At 57.4% G+C, this 17,533-nt stretch carries 21 protein-coding genes and 3 tRNA genes; 10 read left to right on the top strand and 14 right to left on the bottom strand.

Going from position 1 to position 17,533, the window contains the following annotated elements; translation table 11 throughout:
• Positions 1-161: 161 nt before the first annotated feature.
• Positions 162-362 carry a KTSC domain-containing protein gene (locus tag D8U71_RS11990; protein ID WP_093101810.1) on the top strand — a complete coding sequence of 67 codons (201 nt, stop codon included), beginning with the start codon at positions 162-164 and terminating at the stop codon, positions 360-362.
• Between the two features lie 138 nt (positions 363-500).
• On the opposite strand, the gene D8U71_RS11985 is transcribed toward D8U71_RS11990, so the two are convergent.
• The 6 genes from D8U71_RS11985 to D8U71_RS11960 all read right to left on the bottom strand — a co-directional run bounded on the left by D8U71_RS11985 (position 501) and on the right by D8U71_RS11960 (position 5,230).
• Positions 501-833 (bottom strand): phage holin family protein, encoded by a 333-nt coding sequence (locus D8U71_RS11985; RefSeq protein WP_008080174.1) that lies wholly within the window; start codon positions 831-833, stop codon positions 501-503.
• A gap of 529 nt (positions 834-1,362) precedes the next feature.
• Entirely contained in the window at positions 1,363-1,722 is a 360-nt protein-coding gene (locus D8U71_RS11980; RefSeq protein ID WP_093101811.1) for a hypothetical protein, read from the bottom strand.
• A complete protein-coding gene (locus tag D8U71_RS11975; RefSeq protein WP_093101812.1) occupies positions 1,715-3,934 on the bottom strand; it encodes a VapE domain-containing protein in 2,220 nt (739 codons plus the stop codon). The genes D8U71_RS11980 and D8U71_RS11975 overlap by 8 nt, the downstream gene beginning before the upstream one ends.
• Positions 3,924-4,148 carry a TraR/DksA family transcriptional regulator gene (locus D8U71_RS11970; RefSeq protein ID WP_008080171.1) on the bottom strand — a complete coding sequence of 75 codons (225 nt, stop codon included), beginning with the start codon at positions 4,146-4,148 and terminating at the stop codon, positions 3,924-3,926. The genes D8U71_RS11975 and D8U71_RS11970 overlap by 11 nt, the downstream gene beginning before the upstream one ends.
• A complete protein-coding gene (locus tag D8U71_RS11965; protein ID WP_009049401.1) occupies positions 4,141-4,659 on the bottom strand; it encodes a phage regulatory CII family protein in 519 nt (172 codons plus the stop codon). Before D8U71_RS11965 ends, D8U71_RS11970 begins: the two co-directional genes overlap by 8 nt.
• Positions 4,660-4,978: 319 nt before the next feature.
• Positions 4,979-5,230, bottom strand: a complete 252-nt coding sequence (locus D8U71_RS11960; protein ID WP_081500541.1) for a YdaS family helix-turn-helix protein — start codon at positions 5,228-5,230, stop codon at positions 4,979-4,981.
• A 101-nt stretch (positions 5,231-5,331) separates the two neighbouring features.
• Between D8U71_RS11960 and D8U71_RS11955 the strand changes: the two genes are divergently transcribed.
• The 7 genes from D8U71_RS11955 (at position 5,332) to D8U71_RS11920 (ending at position 9,472) form a co-directional block, all read left to right on the top strand.
• Positions 5,332-6,093, top strand: coding sequence for a S24 family peptidase (locus tag D8U71_RS11955; RefSeq protein ID WP_081500543.1), 762 nt, complete (start codon positions 5,332-5,334; stop codon positions 6,091-6,093).
• 253 nt (positions 6,094-6,346) lie between these two features.
• Positions 6,347-6,937 carry a hypothetical protein gene (locus tag D8U71_RS11950; protein WP_093101813.1) on the top strand — a complete coding sequence of 197 codons (591 nt, stop codon included), beginning with the start codon at positions 6,347-6,349 and terminating at the stop codon, positions 6,935-6,937.
• Positions 6,938-6,946: 9 nt separating this feature from the next.
• Positions 6,947-7,228: a phage antirepressor KilAC domain-containing protein gene (locus tag D8U71_RS11945; RefSeq protein ID WP_008086765.1), complete on the top strand. Its 282-nt coding sequence runs from the start codon at positions 6,947-6,949 to the stop codon at positions 7,226-7,228.
• Positions 7,229-7,386: 158 nt separating this feature from the next.
• Positions 7,387-7,752 (top strand): pyocin activator PrtN family protein, encoded by a 366-nt coding sequence (locus D8U71_RS11935; protein ID WP_093101815.1) that lies wholly within the window; start codon positions 7,387-7,389, stop codon positions 7,750-7,752.
• An 11-nt stretch (positions 7,753-7,763) separates the two neighbouring features.
• Positions 7,764-8,237, top strand: a complete 474-nt coding sequence (locus D8U71_RS11930) for a hypothetical protein (protein ID WP_093101816.1) — start codon at positions 7,764-7,766, stop codon at positions 8,235-8,237.
• Positions 8,234-8,440, top strand: a complete 207-nt coding sequence (locus tag D8U71_RS11925; protein WP_093101817.1) for a DUF4224 domain-containing protein — start codon at positions 8,234-8,236, stop codon at positions 8,438-8,440. The genes D8U71_RS11930 and D8U71_RS11925 overlap by 4 nt, the downstream gene beginning before the upstream one ends.
• Entirely contained in the window at positions 8,441-9,472 is a 1,032-nt protein-coding gene (locus D8U71_RS11920) for a tyrosine-type recombinase/integrase (protein ID WP_093101818.1), read from the top strand.
• A 93-nt stretch (positions 9,473-9,565) separates the two neighbouring features.
• Here D8U71_RS11920 and D8U71_RS11915 read toward each other — a convergent pair.
• Positions 9,566-9,652: transfer RNA gene (locus D8U71_RS11915), tRNA-Leu, on the bottom strand.
• Between the two features lie 495 nt (positions 9,653-10,147).
• Here D8U71_RS11915 and D8U71_RS11910 point away from each other — a divergent pair.
• Positions 10,148-10,681 carry a GAF domain-containing protein gene (locus D8U71_RS11910; protein WP_163012213.1) on the top strand — a complete coding sequence of 178 codons (534 nt, stop codon included), beginning with the start codon at positions 10,148-10,150 and terminating at the stop codon, positions 10,679-10,681.
• Between the two features lie 81 nt (positions 10,682-10,762).
• Here D8U71_RS11910 and D8U71_RS11905 read toward each other — a convergent pair.
• The 6 genes from D8U71_RS11905 to D8U71_RS11880 form a co-directional block, all read right to left on the bottom strand.
• Positions 10,763-10,836, bottom strand: a tRNA-Cys gene (locus D8U71_RS11905).
• A gap of 46 nt (positions 10,837-10,882) precedes the next feature.
• Positions 10,883-10,958: transfer RNA gene (locus D8U71_RS11900), tRNA-Gly, on the bottom strand.
• A gap of 60 nt (positions 10,959-11,018) precedes the next feature.
• Entirely contained in the window at positions 11,019-11,579 is a 561-nt protein-coding gene (pgsA, locus tag D8U71_RS11895; protein ID WP_016774513.1) for a CDP-diacylglycerol--glycerol-3-phosphate 3-phosphatidyltransferase, read from the bottom strand.
• A gap of 32 nt (positions 11,580-11,611) precedes the next feature.
• Complete coding sequence (gene uvrC / locus D8U71_RS11890; protein WP_024012762.1) at positions 11,612-13,435, bottom strand: excinuclease ABC subunit UvrC; 1,824 nt, start codon at positions 13,433-13,435, stop codon at positions 11,612-11,614.
• A gap of 2 nt (positions 13,436-13,437) precedes the next feature.
• Entirely contained in the window at positions 13,438-14,079 is a 642-nt protein-coding gene (gene uvrY, locus D8U71_RS11885) for a UvrY/SirA/GacA family response regulator transcription factor (protein WP_024012761.1), read from the bottom strand.
• A gap of 127 nt (positions 14,080-14,206) precedes the next feature.
• Positions 14,207-14,650, bottom strand: coding sequence for a GNAT family N-acetyltransferase (locus D8U71_RS11880; RefSeq protein WP_130887831.1), 444 nt, complete (start codon positions 14,648-14,650; stop codon positions 14,207-14,209).
• Positions 14,651-15,256: 606 nt separating this feature from the next.
• Here D8U71_RS11880 and D8U71_RS11875 point away from each other — a divergent pair.
• Positions 15,257-16,330 (top strand): 3-deoxy-7-phosphoheptulonate synthase, encoded by a 1,074-nt coding sequence (locus D8U71_RS11875; RefSeq protein WP_130887830.1) that lies wholly within the window; start codon positions 15,257-15,259, stop codon positions 16,328-16,330.
• 17 nt (positions 16,331-16,347) lie between these two features.
• Here D8U71_RS11875 and D8U71_RS11870 read toward each other — a convergent pair whose 3' ends face one another.
• The gene (locus D8U71_RS11870) at positions 16,348-17,460 is read right to left on the bottom strand and encodes a hypothetical protein (RefSeq protein ID WP_123442622.1); all 1,113 of its coding nucleotides are present in this window, start codon (positions 17,458-17,460) and stop codon (positions 16,348-16,350) included.
• Positions 17,461-17,533 lie beyond the last annotated feature (73 nt).

Below are 17,533 nucleotides of genomic sequence, written 5' to 3'. Positions count from 1 at the left end.
ATTTCAGTAAGCTGGCGGGACTCCCTCTAACACAATCCCGCGGGTTTCCGACCCCGTGTCCTTTGAAAGTCCCCAGGGTCCCCGGCACTTTTGTGCGGAGGGCTGCAAATCCATGACTCTCTACTAGTATTTGCAGACGCTTTTTCAAATGGAGAGATGGCATGGAAATGATTGCCGTGCGTTCCGATGCAATCACCGCCGTTGGCTACGATCCAAGCACGAAACGGATGAGGATCTGTTTTCAACAAGGCCACACTTACGACTTCTGCAACGTCCCCCTAGACGTATATAACGGGTTGATAGCGGCTGTATCCAAGGGTTCGTATTACAACCAGCACATACGTGATCGTTATCAGTGCTGAGTGATGTCTTGCACTTGGAAAGACGGACATCCCTGCGAAGGTTTCAGCTAGAGAGATTCCGCGAGTTCGATAACCCGTGTAGGGGGCGGCCTTCAGGGAGGACCCGTAAAAATCGGCGCCCTCCCGGGCCTGCCCGGCTCATGCCTTCGGCTCGGCCTCGCTCAGGTCCAGCCGCTTGGCCACCCAGCGCTCGTACAAGCCGATGGCGACATCGGCGCCGGCCATCGCAGTCAGGCAACCGAGGGCGCCGGCTGTCCAGATCGACAGGCCCGCACCGAACAGCAACATCATCGCTGACACGCCGCACACGATGCAGGCACCGGACCGAAGTGCGAGGCGGCGCAACAATGCCCAGCCTCTCGCCCCGTCCTTGTCGGCGCGCCACATCTCGCCGGACACACCGCCAACCAATGACAGGGCAATCACCAACCAGATCGGCATCTCTGCCAGTGCCTGTTGCTCGTTCGTCATTGCCCTGCCCCTTAAACAAAAAGACCCGGCGCAATGGCCGGGTCAGGTGGTGGGTGGCCTGCCGCGCTTTGCGGTCGCACCCATCGAAGATGGCCCCTTTTTACAGGTCGATTCTGGTGGCAGCAAGGCCGTTTTAATGCCATCCAGTGAATGTGTGGGTTACGCCCGGTGAACAGCTGGCGAATGTCGGTGAATATCTATCCCGGCTGTCTTTTGCTTTTCTGGCGTCCCATGCGTCCCACCTCTCTAAAACAAGGTGGGACGTCTGAAAGCCCCGTAGATTGGGGCTTAGCCCCACCGTCCTACTTTTAACTCTCCTTTCTCGTGTATAGAGAGAATATTTAAAAACACGCGTGCGCGTGAACACGCGCATTGATGCCCGCTACGCATACACGGGCGGGAGGCATGAAAAAGGTGGGACGGTGGGACAGCCCAACAACGACGGGGCCTGCGCCCGTCCCACCACCGCAAAAAGCAGTGGGACGGAGGCAGGCCAGTGGGACGGCGTGAGCCAGAGTAATGCCCACGTTCAAGCCGCTTCCCCCAAGAGGAAGTGCTCGACCACGATGTGAGCGTCATGTAGGCGCTGGTAGTAAAGATTGCGTGTGCAGCCACTCTCGGCCAGACGCGCAGTCAAAGGCGCATCAGGCTGGAAGTAATGCACCTGCACCACCGTCTTCAACTCGGGATCGAGGCGTTTCTTGACGATACGCTCGATGTCCAGAGAGGCTTCCAGCGGCACCCTGCTCCCACGCCTGCCGCGCACGAGCTGGCCACCGCTCTCCATCATCATGGCGACCATATTGCCGCCCGAGTAACCGGCGGCCACCTCGTCGCTGTGCAGCTCCTGCGCCCATTGTTTGAGAGCCATATCGATCGCTTTAATCATCGAAGCACGGCTCCTCAAACTCCGGTTGTTCCAGCACAGGCGCCCTGCCCCAACCATCCGGTTTCTTGTAGGCCCAGGGCCGCTGGCCGCTCTTGCTCAAGGCGCCCAAACGGAAACGTCGCCAGCCCAGTCGATGGAGGATCGCTCCCACGCGCATCTGCTCGGGTTTGCCCCAATGACCGGGATCGAGCTTGAGCGCCTGACTCATCACTTCACTGCCGGTAGTGGTCTCGCCGATCTGCGACTCTTCGAGCCAGGTCAGGATGGGCGTTTCCCATTCGTCCACCACAAAGCGTTCGTCCTGTTCCTCGCTGAACATCGGCGCTTCCTCTCGCGTTACCCACCAGAGATCGCCGGCCTCAAAGCAAAACATCGCTTCGGCCCACAGCTGGTCGCGGATCTCGCGCAGCAACGCCACGTCGACCTTGGTACATGCCACCGGCCAATAACGGCGGTTACCAGTGGCGTCCTTGAGGTACTCGTCCTGGTTGGTGGTACCGACGAAAACACACTGGCGTGGCACGTCCAATGTTCTGCGGCCATAGCTTTCGCGGTAGGTGTCGGTGGACGCCGAGAAGAACTGCTTAGCCTTGGTACTCTCAGCCTTGTTAAAGCTGTCCAGCTCGCCGAGCTCGACAATCCACTTACCGCGAATCGCCTGAAAGCCATCCTTGTCACCGAGGGCAAACGGCGTGTCCATGAACCACTCACCGCCGAGCACGCTCATGGCGGTCGACTTACCGGCGCCCTGCACGCCTTCGAGGATCATCACCGAGTCAGCCTTGCAGCCGGGCTTCATCACCCGCGCCACGGCCGAGATCATCCAGCGCTTGCCGACCTTGGAGGTGTAATCCGTTGCCTTCACCCCCATGACATCCGTCAGCCAACGCTCCAGGCGCGGCACACGATCCCATTCGAGTTTCTTCAGGTACTCACGCACCGGGTGAAATGCGTGATCGTGGGCCACGACACTGACGGCCTCAATCACGTGCGAGGACTTCACGCGCAGGTTGTACTGCTGCGCGAGCCATTTCATCACGCGCACATCATCGATGTCGGCCCACTCGCCGGTGCCACCGCCATAAGGCGCCGCACGCAGCTTGACGATCTTCGAGCTGAAGGCGCAGTAGCTGATCACCCCGGCCCAGCGTTCGTCGTGAGCCAGGATCAGTTCGACATTCTGCATGTGCGCGATCAAGGCGCCGCTTTCACTGCGAGCCAACTGATCTTTCCAGCCACCGGCTGCCGGTGGGCGGACCACCGCGAGGACTTGTCGGCGAACCGCGTCGAGGCCTTCGGCGACGTGCAGATCGTTGAAGTCGGTCCACTTGTCGTGACGTTCAATCGAGAAGATCGGCGCAACGACCTGGGCACCGACGATCAGCGCGGCGTTGCTAGCCTTCTCCTCACCCGGGTTCCACGCATCGCCGTTGGGCTTGGTGGTCTTCCAGTCGTCATCGCGGCAGATGATCAGCGGGCAACCGGCGAAGCGCTCGCGCATGACCTTGCACACGGCCAACAGGTTGCCCGCATCGAAGGCTACGGCCACAGCGAGCGAGGTCGCCATGTGCAGGCTGGCGCCGGTGGCGTAACCTTCACAAACCAGCACCGGTTCGCCCGGTACTGGGTGCGGACCGAGCAGGTGGAAAGTGCCCTCCTTTGCCATCCCGTAAGGCCAGTAGGATTTGTCGCGGCCGGTGTCTTCCTGCTTGTTTGGAAAGATCACCTGAAGGCCCATGATCTGATCACGGGCATTGTTCATCGGCACCAGTACCGCACCGGTGCGCGGCGCGTAACGCACTTTGATACCAACGATCTGCTTACGGTCCAGGTAGTCGCTTCGGCCGGTGGTCGGCATGCGCTCGAACAAACCCTGCGCCCTTTTCGCGGCCCGCCGCGCAGCGTTACTCGCGATTTCGGCAGCGCGGCGCTTAGCTTCTTCTTGGCGGGCGCGCATCACTTCACGCTCTTCAGGCGACATGCGGCCGGCCTTGACCTTGATCTTCTGCGTCTCGCCCGAACGCCAGTCACCGAAGGCGCCAAAGATCAGGGTGTCGCCCTTCTCCGTGCGCTGCTCGTGGACCACGTACCAGCCGTTCTTTTCCTTGCCCTTGTCCTGCGATGTCTTGCAGCGGGTCAGCTTGCCGAACACCAGCGGTTGCGCTGGCTCCAGACCGTAATCGGCGAATTGCCCCAACACCTCATCGAGCATGCTGAATCCCCCGCTCAGAAAGGGACTGGCAGCTGATGCATTGCGAGCAACCCGGCTGGGCCAGTCGGCGTGCTTCCGGAATCGGATCGTCACAGGCTTCACAGAACAGCAAAGAATGGGCAGCGCTTTCTGCTTTGGCAGCGCTGCGCGCAGCCATGGCCTGATCGATGCGTTCCTGCACCAGATCATTGGCGAAATCGGCGATGTCAGCCACGATCAGCGCCTCGCGTCGTCTGGTTGACGTAGGTGGCGCGGTTGAACAAACCCAGCAGCCCTTGGATGCCCCGGAACACCTGCAGGCGAATCGCGGCGAGTTCCTGATCGGTGACGACACCGTCGCCGATGCTCTTGGCCCAGGTCTCGGCGAGATCCGCGACTTGGCGGAAGTATTCGGCGATGCCGGTGGTGAGAGTCTCGGGCATGTCGTTGGTATAGGTGTCGGCTAGCTCCTGCCAGATCGTGTCACCGACCAGCGCATGCACAGCATCGAGAATGCGGCGATCCTTGGTCAGTTCGAGGATCTCACCAAACTCCTGAATGTTGATGGAGTGGCTCGGGTGGGTTGGCGACAGCTTGTGCTGCAGCGTGGTCGGGTTGCGGCCAGTGGTGGCTGCGATGGCAGCAGCGCCGCCCGGGTAATCGCGAGCGGCGTGGTACAGCGCTAAATCGAGCGGCAGGATTTCCCGCTGCGCCCGTTCCAGAGAACTCAGAGCGATACGGCTCATGGCATTAATCCTAAAAGTTGCCAGTGCCGCGCGACAGAAGTTGGTGATACATTTGCCGCGTGGTCTGGAGAGGCCCAAAGCCGGCTAGGTTCGTAAGACCAACACCGGCACCGTGCCGGGACGAACAATCCGTTGTTCACCCCTGGCGCAACAGCTGCCAGCTCTGTGGTAAGAACGGCAGCAACACCAAGGCTTCCGAGCCTTGGAAACGCGATGAAAGTCGACGGCATGTGGTGTGCTCGCCTTCTGACATCACGACCCGATAGCATTGTGGTGATGCTGTCGGGAGAAACTGGGCGACCCTTGGGTCGCCTTTTTTCTATGCAGCGTTTTCTACTCTGTGATTAGCTGGTGCCTGTGTTCGCAGATATTGCCAATCAATGTCTGGCCTTAACGACTCACACGTCACACGACTGCCGCTATGCCGATCAATCGAAATGGATAAAGCTGCGTTCGCTCGACGATTGCCATAAGCAACCTGCTTTAATTGGCCGACTGAGGTATTACATCGAGAGGCAAAGGTCTTGAGCTGTACGTCGTCTAGGATCTTTATGTATTCGAGAAGCGTCATTGCTAACCCCCTATTCAACACAAGATTAGCAACTGCTAATCCGGTCCGCAATAGCAAAACGTAATTTACATTTTGCTAACGGAGCACGGATGATTCCCTATATGAATATCTACGAAAAACGCCTCACGATTCTTAAAGCCCTGATTGGTGAAAACCAACTCAAGGACTTTGCCGGAGCGCATGCAGATGTGGACGCTTCGTACATTTCTCAGATCCTAAACGGGCACCGGACATTGGGTGACCGAGCTGCCACGAACCTTGCAAAAAAGCTCGCAATTCCTGCTGATTTGCTTACGACGGGAACCTACTCCGCCGAAGACCAGCATCAAATCACCGCCGCTTGGATCGCTCTTGGCCTGAAGCCTCCAGTTTTGCCCCACCCCGCGTTCTTCAATGCAACCATCAACGAAACCGCCCTTAGAACAGCTGAAGAGCGGGAAGCAAGCGAGCACCGGCGCCCTGCTCCAGTACCCGTAGTGGGAAAGGCTATGTTGGGTACTGATGGCTACTTCGACGCACTTGAATATCCTCCAGGTCATGGCGATGGATATTTGGAAATTATCAGTTCCGATCCCGATGCGTATGGCTTGAAAGTCGTGGGAAGCAGCATGCATCCACGCATCAAAAACGGAGAGTTTGTGCTCATTGAACCGAATCATGCTTATCAGACTGGCGATGAGGTCCTCGTGCGGACCACCGATGGTAGGGCAATGGTGAAAGAGTTCATTTATCGCCGGGACGGTCAACTCCGGTTCGATAGCATTAACGACAGCTACCCTCCTATCTTCCTGGAGGAAAAGCTCGTCGAGAAAATCCATTACGTAGGGGCTATCTTAAAGCCGTCAAAGTACCTTGAGATCTGAAATTTAGCATTTGCTATTGCGAAATGAATTAGCTGTTGCTAATTTGCACTCACTCTTTAACCACAGAGCGAGGCAAATTCATGCATACCAAAGCTACGATTCATTTGCACCCAACCATTGCTGACCCCTGCCGCATTTTCGAGGTTCGTCGTCTGGCCCGAGAATGTGGCTGCGCTTTTATTAGCATCCAAACCTCCAAAAAACGTCGCCCTCCTGCCAAGTGTTTCGACCCAAACGGTGGAGGGCACGCGGCATGATCAAGTACAAGATCGACAACCGCACCCTGCAGCTGCTCAACGCCCAGGTCAACCTGACCGAGACCTTCAACCATGTCCTGCGCACAGCACCGAAGCGTGAATGCCTGGCATTCCGTCTCAAGGCTGAGCGCGGCGCAGTGGTAAGCACTTTTGTCGTGGAGCTGGGCAGCGAACGCCACACGCTGACCCTGCCAAACGACAAGAAGATGCACCTCAAACTGGCAGACTTTATTGAAGAGATTGCCAACGGTCCGTTCGACGCGAGCAACTCCAGCGATCTGGTGCATCTCCCACATGCGGATCGTCAATACGGTCGCTTTGAAGCCCAGGACAAGCAGCGCTTGTTCGAACTGGTGCACACCGGCGGCGTGCTGAGCCTCGACATGGGTTTTGAACTTCCCCTGCATGTGGCGCTGCATCGTACTCATACACGCCGCGGCGTCACCGCGATCTTGAGCATCGGCAACAAGAGTCCGCATACGCGCTGCTTCACCTTGTATGACTCCGATGCCGAGATCTACGCAGAGGTCATTGAGTCCATTAATCACCTTGCTGCAGCGGCCACTCCAGCTGCGCACGCAGCATAGGAGAGAGATATGGAACGCACCCTCGCCCAAGCAGCCACACAACTCGGCCTCACTCGTCCCAAACTGATCGCTCTCATGCGGGAAAAAGGTTTGCTCAAGGGAAACCTGCCAGCGAACCCGAAGCGCGACAAAGCGTACCTGCGTGTCAAGGACAGCCCCTGGTATGACGAAAAATGCGGAATGCAGTACAGCCAATCGACCCGCGTCATGCAAGCCGGCATCCGCTGGCTGGCCGAGCAGTTGGACATCGATCTTCCTGCCATCCCAGCAGATCGCCGTGACGTGGCCTAGGGAGTACGCCCGCCAGATCGTTGCCATGCGCACACGCGAGGAGCGCAACGCCGCGCTCCTCGAAGTGCCCGAACATCTGCGCGAGCTGACCAGACGCCACTGCCTGAATGCCTGGAACCACCCGGCACGACAACAACGCAAGGAGCCTAGACAAGGCCATGAGTAACGCTGCACAGAATCCGCTTCGCCTGCATCCGGCGCCCGAATCGGCCACCGTCGAACTGCTCTATCGAATCTTCGGTGACGTCCTGATCCCGCTAGAAAAAGTCCGCGAGCAATACTTTCGCAATCTCAACGAGCAGTCGTTTGTGACGGAGATCAACAGCGGCCGGATCCAGCTTCCCATAACCACGCTGGACACCAGCCGCAAGGCGTTGAAGTACGCGCACATCCGCCATGTTGCCTCGCTGATCGACATCCGCGCCTACAAGGCTGATGAAGATATGCAGCGACAGCAGGACGGCCAACGCCAAACGGCCCCCACACCACTGACGGCTGTCACCACCAGCCAACGACAACCTTAGGAGCACACCACATGATGACCCCAATACAAATCGGTGCACTGATCATCCTGATAGCTCTGGCCGCCCTGCTGCTCTGGGGCGGTTACATCATAGGCCGCAGCGATGGCCTGGAGACCGGCCTGCGCGAGGGTAAAGACATCCAACGCGCCGCAAGCGCCAAAACCATCCGCGAGCTTCGAGCCTCCCTGCAGTTCATCCGGGCCGATCACACTCGCTTGGCACAAACCTGCAAACGACTTGAAGCAGCCCCCCTCTTCGGCCCGGCCGAGCACCAGACGCTGGTCGCCATCGGCGAGTTGCTGCGGATCGCCGCCGAAACCTTCAGCGCCTTTCGTACCGGCAAGAAGCTCGAGCGTGATGCCCGATCTATGCGCGAACAGGTACTTGCAATGGCTGCGCAGCTGCAACCAGGAATCGAGGGCAGCAAAGTCGCACAGCAAGCGCATTCGAAGCGCTCTGTATTTCCTGGCAAGGAGGCGGCATGAACATTCAATTTCTTAGCCATGAGCAGGTCTGCGAGTTGACTGGAGCCAAAACTAAAGCTGGTCAGATTACTGTACTGAAGCGTAATGGCATTCGTCACACCATCAAGCGCAACGGCTGGCCCTGCGTGATTGCCTCGGCGCTAACAGGGGTAACTACAAACGCACCAGAAGTTCCGACGTGGCAGCCACGCTTGGTGGGATAAATGGGGCGAAGACCAACAAAGCCGGGAAGCATTCCTCGCCTGCGCGAGAGAAAACGCGGCAACACCACCTACTACCTTTATGACACTGGCGGGAAACCACGCAAGGAAATCCCGCTGGGTACAGATTACGGCCTAGCCATCTTGGAGTACGCAAAGCTCGAAAAAAGCCGCGTTTCTCAAACTCTGACACAAACCGTACTTACCTTTGCATACGTGGCCGAGCTTTATATGAATGAGGTGGTTCCCACGAAAGCCCATGCCACCCAAAAGGACAACGCGCGCGAACTGAAAAATCTTCTCCTGTTCTTCAACGACCCACCGGCCCCTCTAGAAGCAATCGAACCGAAACATGTCAGCCAGTACCTTCGTCATCGCGGTAAGGCAGCTCCTATTCGTGCAAATCGGGAAAAAGCGTTACTCAGCTCCATTTGGAACTTCGCTCGCGAGAACGGCTACACATCCTTGGCAAATCCTTGCTCAGGCGTGAAGGGTAATAAAGAAACCGGTCGCGACATATATGTTGAAGACGAAGTCCTTGCCCGAGCCTACCAGCATGCCGATCAACCATTAAGAGATGCTTTGGACCTGTTCTATCTAACAGGCCAGAGGGTCGCTGACACATTGAAGATGGATGAGCGCGACATAAACGACGGAAAGCTCTCCGTCCAGCAAGGCAAAACTGGGGCTAAACGAAGGATCGAAATCATTGGTGAGCTCAAAGTCGTAATAGATCGAATCATGGCGCGAAAGGCCGGACAGAAAATCAGATCAACACGCCTGGTAGTGATCGACTCTGGGCAGCCGATGACGGCCAGCATGCTCAGAAAAAGGTTCGATGACGCCAGGGAAGCAGCCGGGATTCCAAAAGCAGAATTTCAGATGCGCGACCTACGAGCAAAAGCGGCCACGGATAAAGAGGAGTCAACAGGGAGCATCAGAGAAGCACGAGACCAACTTGGGCACACCACCGTAGGGATGACAGAACAGTACATCCGTATGCGAAAGGGCATGAAGGTCACCCCTACGAGGTGACTAACGGTCACGAATTGCGGAAAAGATTTTTTGATTGCGGAAAAAAGAACTAAGGGCTTGCATGATGTATGTCATGCAAGCCCTTGATATTCATGGTGCCCGAAGCCGGAATCGAACCGGCACGCCCTTACGAGCGGGGGATTTTAAGTCCCATGCGTCTACCAGTTTCGCCATTCGGGCGGTAGCGCGGTGTTGCTTTGTCCAGCCTTGCGGTTGCGATCCTGACAGGATGGTCGCTTGAAAAGCCGAGCGGGGAATATATACATCACGTCCCGGTGAAGCAAGTTTGGAGTGCGCGATTTGAGAACTAAATATCGCTGACCGCGGAAAATCAAAAAGCCTCAGAAATCAGGGAGCTACGGAGTTTGCTTGAAGTAGACGCCGAGGTTACTGGCAAATCGCAGCAACTAGTCTGGAAATCGGGGCGATAAACTCAAAAGAATCAGATGCTCACCATCACCTTAGCTGCACGGGTGACAGATATTTCATCGATTGAGATTATGAGCAGGCAACCCAGGACTGGACGGGATGTCTACGCTAAAGGATGGCGCCGAAATCAATAATCAAAGGGTAATCAGCACGCCCCCCCCCTTCAGCCACGATCACGCCTCACAGAACGTCACCAGAGCAGTGCTCAGGGATGTACAAGCAATCAGGAGATTTGATTCCATGCAAATGAGTGACACCGTTCTAAAAGCGTCTTTAAGCCAAGAGGAGCGCTCGGCGATTGCCGAGATCGAAGCAACTACCAACATCCTGCAGCTTGTCACCCGTCTGACCGGTACACGCTTCGCCGGTATCGCAAAATTCACTGAAACAGAGTGGATCGTTTGTTCGGCGTACGATCCGATTGAACTGGGAATAAATGTTGGCGATACGCTGGATCTGGAAACCACCCTTTGCAGTGAGTTTCGACGAAACCCTCAAGCCCTGTTCCTTCCACAAATCAGCCAGGATGGACGACTTTCGTCACGTCCTGTGGTGAAGCAGTATTCAATTGAAAGCTACGCAGGCGCGCCTGTTTTCCTGCCGGACGGGAGACTCTGGGGTGCCTTATGTGCTCTGGACTCAAGGGCTGTTCTGTTTGACAACCCCGATCTTGCAGAGACATTGACGCTGTTCGCGCGGCTCATTGGCTGCATCTTTTTCTCGAATCTCACGGTGGAAGGTGCCAGCCACATCCAGACCGGATCGTGCTTGACTGATTGACCCTCCGCAAACATGTGAATACCAGTTTTTTGCAGACAACAAAAAACCCCGTAGATCATTGATCTACGGGGCTTTTGATAGTGGAGGCCGAGGTCGGAATCGAACCGGCGTAGGTGGATTTGCAATCCACTGCATAACCATTTTGCTACTCGGCCTCAAAGTCTTTGCTGTCAGTAGCACAACAACAAACACTGTACAAATTGGAGCGGGAAACGAGACTCGAACTCGCGACCCCGACCTTGGCAAGGTCGTGCTCTACCAACTGAGCTATTCCCGCTTGGTGTGGCGCATTCTATAGAATTAAGATGCCCCGTCAACCCCTTGATTCAAAAAACTTTTATTTCTTTTCGACGTCGGTCTTCAGGTGCGGCCAGGCAGCGCGAAGGTATTGAACCATCGACCACAGGGTAAGCCCTGCCGATACGATCAGCAGCGTATAACCGAGCACGACCCAGAAGCTGAATGCCTTTGGATGAGCCAGCAGAATCACCAGCGCGAGCATCTGCGCAGCGGTTTTCCATTTGCCCAGATTGGAAACGGCCACCTGCGCTCGTGCGCCGAGTTCGGCCATCCATTCGCGCAGGGCCGAAATCACGATCTCGCGACCGATGATGACCGCCGCTGGCAGCGTCAGCCAAAGATTGCCGTGTTCCTGCACCAGCAGGACCAGGGCAACAGCGACCATCAGCTTGTCGGCGACCGGATCGAGGAAGGCACCGAACGGTGTGCTTTGCTCCAATCGGCGCGCCAGATAACCATCGAGCCAGTCGGTTGCAGCCGCGAAGGCGAACACCGAAGCGGAGGCCATGTAACTCCACTCGTAGGGCAGATAGAACAGCAAAATAAAGATCGGGATGAGCAGGACGCGTAGAACGGTAATCAGATTAGGGATATTCATCGGCACAACTGGCTACGAGGTGAAGGGGCATTCTACTCACTATGCAGGTTCGCATAAATCGACTCAGCGAGCTTTTTACTGATCCCCGGGGCTTTGGCGATCTCTTCGATGCTTGCACGAGACAGCTCCTGCAATCCACCAAAATGTTTCAACAGGTCACGGCGGCGGGTCGGCCCTACCCCTGCCACGCCTTCCAGCGTTGAGGTTCGGCGGGTCTTGCCGCGACGAGCGCGATGCCCCGTAATTGCGAAGCGGTGCGCCTCATCGCGGATCTGCTGAATCAGGTGCAAGGCGGGTGAATCGCCGCGCAAGGTGAACTCGTGGGCTGCATCATTCAGATACAACGTTTCGAAACCGGCCTTGCGCGTGGCGCCTTTGGCGACGCCCAACAGGATCAGATCCGGCACGGCCAATTCGTTGAGCACATCACGGGCCATCGACAATTGACCCTTGCCACCGTCGACCAGCAGGATGTCCGGCAACTTGCCTTCGCCGTCCTTGAGTTTGCTGAACCGGCGGGTCAGCGCCTGGTGCATGGCCGCATAATCGTCGCCGGCGGTGACGCCTTCGATGTTGTAGCGGCGGTAATCCGACTTGATCGCACCTTCCGGCCCGAACACCACGCAGGAGGCAACCGTAGCTTCGCCGCTGGAATGACTGATGTCGTAGCATTCCAAACGTTGCGGCGGCTCATCCAGATTCAGCACTTCGGCCAGCGCGTCGAATCGCGCGGCGGTGTGCTGACGGTTGGCCAGACGCGCGCCCAAGGCTTGCTCAGCGTTGGTCACGGCCAGTTGCTGCCAGCGCGCACGGGTACCGCGCACCCGGTGACTGATGGCCAATTCGCGGCCGCGCAAGGTATGAATCCCTTCGATCAGCGCTGGAAAATCTTCGTGAACCACATTCACGATCAACTCGCTCGGCAAATCGCGCTCGGGGCTGCTGATGTAGTACTGGCCGAGAAACGCCGCCATGACTTCGGAAACGTCTTCCTCGATGCCGACCTGCGGGAAAAAATTCTTGCTACCCAGCACTCGCCCGCCGCGCACGCTGATCAGGTGGACACAGGCGCCGCCTGGGTTGACGAATGCGGCAATAACGTCGATATCGCCGGTTCCGCCTTCCATGCTTTGCTGGTCCTGCACCCGGCGCAGCAAGGCGATCTGGTCACGCAATTCGGCCGCGCGTTCGAATTCGAGATTGATCGCTGCCTCTTCCATCGCGGTGGACAGCTCATTAGTCAGCGCGTGGCTGCGACCTTCGAGGAACATCACCGAGTGGCGCACGTCTTCGGCGTAGACGTCAGGCTCGACCAAACCCACGCATGGTGCCTTGCAGCGTTTGATCTGGTATTGCAGGCACGGACGGGTGCGGTTCTTGTAATAGCTGTCTTCACACTGACGGACGAAAAAGGTTTTTTGCAGGATGCTCAGGCTTTCGCGAATGGCGCCGGCACTCGGATAGGGGCCGAAATACTTGCCCTTGGCCTTTTTTGCGCCGCGATGGATGCTCAGGCGCGGAAACTGTCCGTCGGAGAGAAACACGTACGGATAGGATTTATCGTCGCGCAGCAGGATGTTGTACGGCGGGCGCCACTCCTTGATCAGCGTCTGTTCCAGCAGCAGCGCTTCGGTTTCGTTGGCGGTGATGGTCGTCTCGACCTGAGCGATACGCCCGACCAGTGCAGCCGTTTTCGGCGCCAGCCCGGTCTTGCGAAAGTAGCTCGCCAGACGTTTCTTCAGGTTTTTCGCCTTGCCGACATACAGCAGGCGCGCCTCGCTGTCGAACATGCGATAGACGCCCGGGCGACCGCTGACGGTCGACAGGAAAGCACTGGAATCAAATGTCTCGGTCATGGTCAGGCGCTGGCATCCACCATGCCGTGACGCACCGCGAGCAGTGTCAGCTCGACGTCGCTGCTGATCGAAAGCTTCTCGAAAATGCGGTAGCGGTAGGTGTTCACGGTTTTCGGCGACAGGCACAACTTGTCGGAAATGATCTGGACCTTCTGGCAGCCGACAATCATCAAGGCAATCTGGATTTCCCGCTCCGACAAGGCATCGAACGGCGAATCATTGGTTGGCTGGAATGATTTGATCGCCAACTGCTGAGCGATCTGGGGACTGATGTAACGCTGCCCGGCGAAAACCAGCCGAATGGCCTGAACCATTTCCGGGAGACCCGCCCCCTTGGTCAGGTAACCGGCGGCGCCGGCCTGCAGCAAACGCGTCGGGAAAGGGTCTTCCTCGCACACCGTAACGGCAACCACCTTGATGTCCGGGTGGCTGCGCAGCAGTTTCCGTGTGGCCTCGAGGCCGCCGATGCCGGGCATCTTGACGTCCATGAGCACTACGTCAGGCTTCAATTCACGGGCTTTGATCAGGGACTCTTCACCTGACTCGGCCTGACCCACCACCTGCAGGCCATCGATATCGGCCAGCATCCGTGTAATGCCTGTACGAACGAGATCATGGTCGTCGACCACTAGCACCCTAATCAAGCAGACACCTCGCGATATGGTCTTATTGGGATGCCGGACACCTTAGCAAAAAGTGCCAGACAGACCTAGCGGAAAGCCGCATTTAAAAAGTTTCAATTCGTCATTCAGGGCTTGCCGGCTGTGGGTTTCAGAGCACAGCTGTACTCAAATAGAGCTGCATTCTGAGGAAACACTCATCCCTGCCCACGATGTGCAGTCCTTTAGATGCATACAGTTTTTGCGCCGGGTTATTGTCAAACACTGTCAGCCGCAGTGCCGGTCGCCTTGCCTGCCGAGCCATCTCGATCACCTGATCAATGGCCCAGGAACCGGCACCCTGCCCTTGCCACGGATGATCAATCTGCAATTCGCGTATGTACAGCGCTCGGGCATCCTCGCTCAGACTGACAAAGCCGATCAGCAGTTCATCCTGGAGGATCATCCAGTTCTCACGATACTGCCAGCCTGCGTCGAATGCCTCGTCCTGCCACAACAGATCGTGGTCAATGTAATAGCGCAGCATGTTGCGACAGGTCAGATCCCGCGCAAAAGCAAGATCATCACGGGTGGCATGCCGGATTCGATAACTCATTCAGCTTTCTCCATGACCGCAAAAATGCCTTTCACCCGCATGAGTTGCCAGTGATAGTCGTTTAGAGCGGTGGTCAATAGCATTTTCTGATTGCTGACGCGTATCAGCGTCCAGTAAGCTCGGCGTACTCATCGGAGACAGACCATGTTCAACGCCCCTTCACAGCCATGCATCGCCAGCGCCCCGCGCTCGGTTGCGGCTGTCCGGGTGAATGACATGTGCGCTCCAGGCAACTTCTATTTTGGGTATTGGTTTAGCCACTGGCGCGCCTGATACCCACACGGCGCCCATGATAACGGGTCGCCTACCAGAGATTTCTCAACCCCCGGTCGGCCTCCCGACCGGGGGTTTTGTTTTTTCAGGCCAACAACTTTCAGCACCACACCAGACACTTTAAGGAATGCACCATGAACTACGCCACTTATTACCGTTACGACAGCTTTAGCGCCTGGCGATTTACCAGCCTCCGCTCGGGACAGCCTGCCGCCTCCGATCGGTCACCCACAGGTGGCAAACACACCTTCGTAGCCAGTACGGCCAATTGTCGAACACCCCAGTAGGGCCGAGTGCGCGGGAAAACCCGCCATCCGCCCAGGAAGACCGAACATGAACTCTTCAGTTTCCGCTTTGCCGCTGTCCACCCTCGATTCTGCCAACGAAGCGCTGACCCTGCGTCTGCCCAGTTCATTGCAGCTCAAACAGCAATTACCGCTCAGCCACTCCTTGCATCAGCAGGTCAATGCCCATCGCCAGGCGGTGCGCGCCATCCTCGACGGTGAAGACCCGCGCCTGCTGGTCATCGTTGGCCCCTGCTCTATCCATGATCCGCAGTCGGCAATCGAATACGCCAGCAAACTCGCTCGCCTGGCCGAAGATGTCAGCGGTGAAATGCTGCTGGTCATGCGTGCCTACGTCGAAAAGCCGCGAACGACGATCGGCTGGAAAGGTCTGGCCTACGATCCGCATCTGGACGGCACTGACGATATGGCTGCCGGTCTGACGCTGTCGCGCGAACTGATGCTGGAAATGATCCGGCTCGGACTACCGGTCGCTACCGAACTCCTGCAACCCATGGCCGCCAACTACTTTGATGACCTGCTGAGCTGGGTGGCCATTGGTGCCCGCACCACCGAATCGCAAATCCACCGCGAAATGGCCAGCGGCCTGAACATGCCGGTGGGCTTCAAGAACGGCACCGACGGCGGCGCCGCCGTTGCTGTCGACGCCATGCGCTCGGCAGCCCATCCGCATCGGCACTTCGGCGTCGACAGCCAAGGGCATCCGGCGATCGTGCAGACAGCCGGCAACGCTGACACCCACATCGTGCTGCGCGGTGGCCATCAAGGGCCGAACTACGATGCAAGCAGCGTGGCCAACATCAGCGCCGAGCTCAGCAGACTGAAGATCCCCAGCCGGATCATGGTCGATTGCAGCCATGCCAACAGCGGCAAGGATCCACTGCGCCAGCCAGCAGTCTTCAATGACGTCCTTGAACAACGCCTGCGGGGAAACCACTCGCTGATCGGCATGATGCTGGAATCTCACCTGTTCGAAGGCTGCCAGCCGCTGAGCAGCTCTCTAAGCTACGGCGTATCGATCACCGACGGCTGCCTCGGCTTCGATGCAACTGAGCGATTGCTGACCGATGCCGCACGACGCGTCGCACAAGCCGAACGTTGATCGAACCGCCCTCCCGCTCATTCAAAGCGCGGAGGGCCGGCATTCACTGGCAAAGCCTCCACGCTGATTTGCCTAACGGGGGATTGCTGACTGACATCGTCCAGACGCTCCACGGTGTAGGCGATCTGCACCGTTGTGCCGTGATGTTCACGCCAGAACCGGTGAGGGACAATGAAACACACCGCTTGACCAGCCGTCTCCCGCGTAATTTCAAGATCATCCCGGTGACTGAAGAACTCACCGTCACACTTGAGATAGACCAACTCATCCTCTTGCACCTGCGCCCCTTCGATGAGAACGGAAACGCCGTCGACCGAATCCTTCAGTGACAACACGTTTTCAACTGCCTCGACGACATCCGGCGCAGGCAATTGCGCACGCACTGCAGGCCCTAGGAAAACCGTGGCAGGCTCGGACGCTCGAACCGTTCCACAGCGTTGTTCGACACGGTAGGCGACGACCACTTCACCACCTCGGTGAGCTTCGATGTAGCTACCCGGCACCCAGAACGACAGGCATTGCGCGACGGAGTAGGCCTCCACGTTCAATGAGTCGGTAAAGATCTCGGGCGAGGTATCGCCGTGCCAGGACAACATCACCCGATCGCCCGCCGACATCCTCGCGTAAGGCTGCAGAGTCACCAGGGTGCCCTCGGCCACTCGCGATGGCTCCAGCGCTCCGTTTACCGAGCCTTCGATCTGTGGCGCCAACAATTGCGTGCGTATGTCGCCCACAGACAGTTGCAGGCGTGCAGATTCCACTGCCTTGGGCGCGGACGCACTTTGCAGTGTCCAGTAAACCTCCAGCGAGCCTCCATCCAGCGCAGCCACATGCATGGCCTTGATGACGAAGATTACGTCCCTGCCGACCTGAGCCTGGCTGATGAATCGAACACTCTCGTATTGATAGGTGAAGCCTTCGATATCCAGCCCCTCCCAATACAGCATCAACTGATCGCCGCAGCTCATGTTGGCATAAGGAGAAATGCGAACGATGGCTTTGACCACTGAAGGATCCAACACGCTCCCACTGAGCCCGTCAATCATCGGCGCGACAAGAGTTTCGATGGACACTTCGGCAACCATCGGCTGACGCATCCGCCAGCAAAACTCGACTTCATGGCTATTCATTTTCGTTTCCACTCCCTGGAAAACGTGCCGCCCCGAATGGCGACACTGACATCTACATTGAGGACTTCTTCGA

The organism is Pseudomonas sp. Sample_21, from assembly GCF_004307525.1.
In the GTDB taxonomy this organism is placed as follows: domain Bacteria; phylum Pseudomonadota; class Gammaproteobacteria; order Pseudomonadales; family Pseudomonadaceae; genus Aquipseudomonas; species Aquipseudomonas atacamensis.
Note: the sequence above shows the minus strand (reverse complement) of the source record. Positions and strands in the feature narration are given on the sequence as shown.